Origin of the sequence: Roseateles sp. (genome assembly GCF_031397715.1) — a bacterium.
In the GTDB taxonomy this organism is placed as follows: Bacteria; Pseudomonadota; Gammaproteobacteria; order Burkholderiales; family Burkholderiaceae_C; genus Paucibacter_A.
Map to the genome: position 1 here is coordinate 1 of NZ_JANNMI010000238.1, position 1,744 is coordinate 1,744.

1 protein-coding gene is annotated in these 1,744 nt (G+C 56.9%); it reads left to right on the forward strand.

The window, feature by feature from the left end:
- A partial coding sequence (gene fusA, locus RMO57_RS10255; protein ID WP_310386299.1) for an elongation factor G occupies positions 1-1,744 on the forward strand: 1,744 nt, incomplete at both ends.

Below are 1,744 nucleotides of genomic sequence, written 5' to 3' on the forward strand. Positions count from 1 at the left end.
TGGATGGAGCAAGAGCAAGAACGTGGTATCACGATCACCTCGGCTGCAACCACCTGTTTCTGGAAGGGCATGGATTCATCCCGCCCAGAGCACCGCATCAACATCATCGACACCCCCGGACACGTTGACTTCACGATTGAAGTTGAGCGTTCGATGCGCGTGTTGGACGGTGCTTGCATGGTCTATTGTGCCGTCGGCGGTGTGCAGCCGCAGTCCGAAACCGTCTGGCGTCAGGCGAATAAGTACAAAGTGCCTCGTTTGGCCTTCGTCAACAAGATGGACCGTACCGGCGCCAATTTTCTGAAGGTCTACGACCAGATGAAGACGCGCCTGAAGGCCAATCCTGTGCCTGTCACACTGCCAATCGGCGCCGAAGAGAACTTCCAAGGCGTGATTGACTTGACCTGCATGAAGGCCATCTATTGGGATGAAGCGTCCCAGGGTATGAAGTTCGACTACCGTGAAATTCCCGCAGAAATGCTGGAAGAAGCACAAAAGTGGCGAGGCAACTTGGTTGAGGCCGCCGCTGAGTCGAACGAAGAAATGATGAACAAGTACCTGGAAACCGGTGAACTCAGCGATGCTGAAGTCATGCAGGGCATCCGTACGCGTACCTTGGCGGCTGAAATCCAGCCGATGTTCTGCGGTACCGCCTTCAAGAACAAGGGCGTTCAGCGCATGCTGGACGGCGTGATTGACTTCATGCCTTCGCCGCTCGACGTTCCTCCGGTTCCGGGTACTGACGAAGACGACAAGCCAGTCACACGTGAAGCCAAGGACTCTGAGAAGTTTGCGGCCTTGGCTTTCAAGCTGATGACCGATCCGTATGTGGGTCAGTTGACTTTCGTGCGCGTGTATTCTGGCGTGTTGAAGTCGGGCGACTCGGTCTACAACCCGATTCGCAGCAAGAAAGAGCGCATTGGCCGTATCTTGCAGATGCACGCCAACCAGCGCGAGGAAATCTCGGAAATTCTGGCCGGTGACATCGCCGCTTGCGTGGGCTTGAAGGACGTGACGACCGGCGAAACCTTGTGCGATCCGGACGCGATCATCACCTTGGAAAAGATGGTGTTCCCCGAGCCTGTGATTTCACAAGCCGTTGAGCCGAAGACCAAGGCTGACCAGGAAAAAATGGGTATCGCCCTCGGCCGTTTGGCCAAGGAAGACCCATCCTTCCGCCTACGTACCGACGAAGAATCGGGCCAGACCATCATTTCCGGCATGGGTGAGTTGCACCTGGAAATTATTGTTGACCGCATGAAGCGCGAGTTCGGCGTCGAAGCCAACGTGGGTAAGCCGCAAGTGGCCTATCGCGAGACGATTCGCAAGACGGTCTCCGATGTGGACGGCAAGTTCGTTCGCCAGTCGGGCGGTAAGGGTCAGTACGGTCACGTTGTGCTGACGGTTGAGCCGCAAGAGCCGGGCAAGGGTTTCGAGTTCGTCGATGCCACCAAGGGCGGCGTTGTGCCTAAGGAATTCATACCTGCGGTGCGCAAGGGTGTTGAGGAAACATTGCCTAACGGCGTGTTGGCCGGCTACCCGGTGGTTGACGTGAAGGTCACGCTGACCTTCGGCTCCTACCACGAGGTTGACTCGAACGAAAACGCCTTCAAGATGGCTGCTTCGATGGGTTTCAAGGACGGCTGCCGCAAGGCCAGCCCTGTCATCCTGGAGCCGATGATGGCCGTGGAGGTCGAGACACCCGAGGATTACGCAGGCAATGTGATGGGCGACTTGGCTTCGC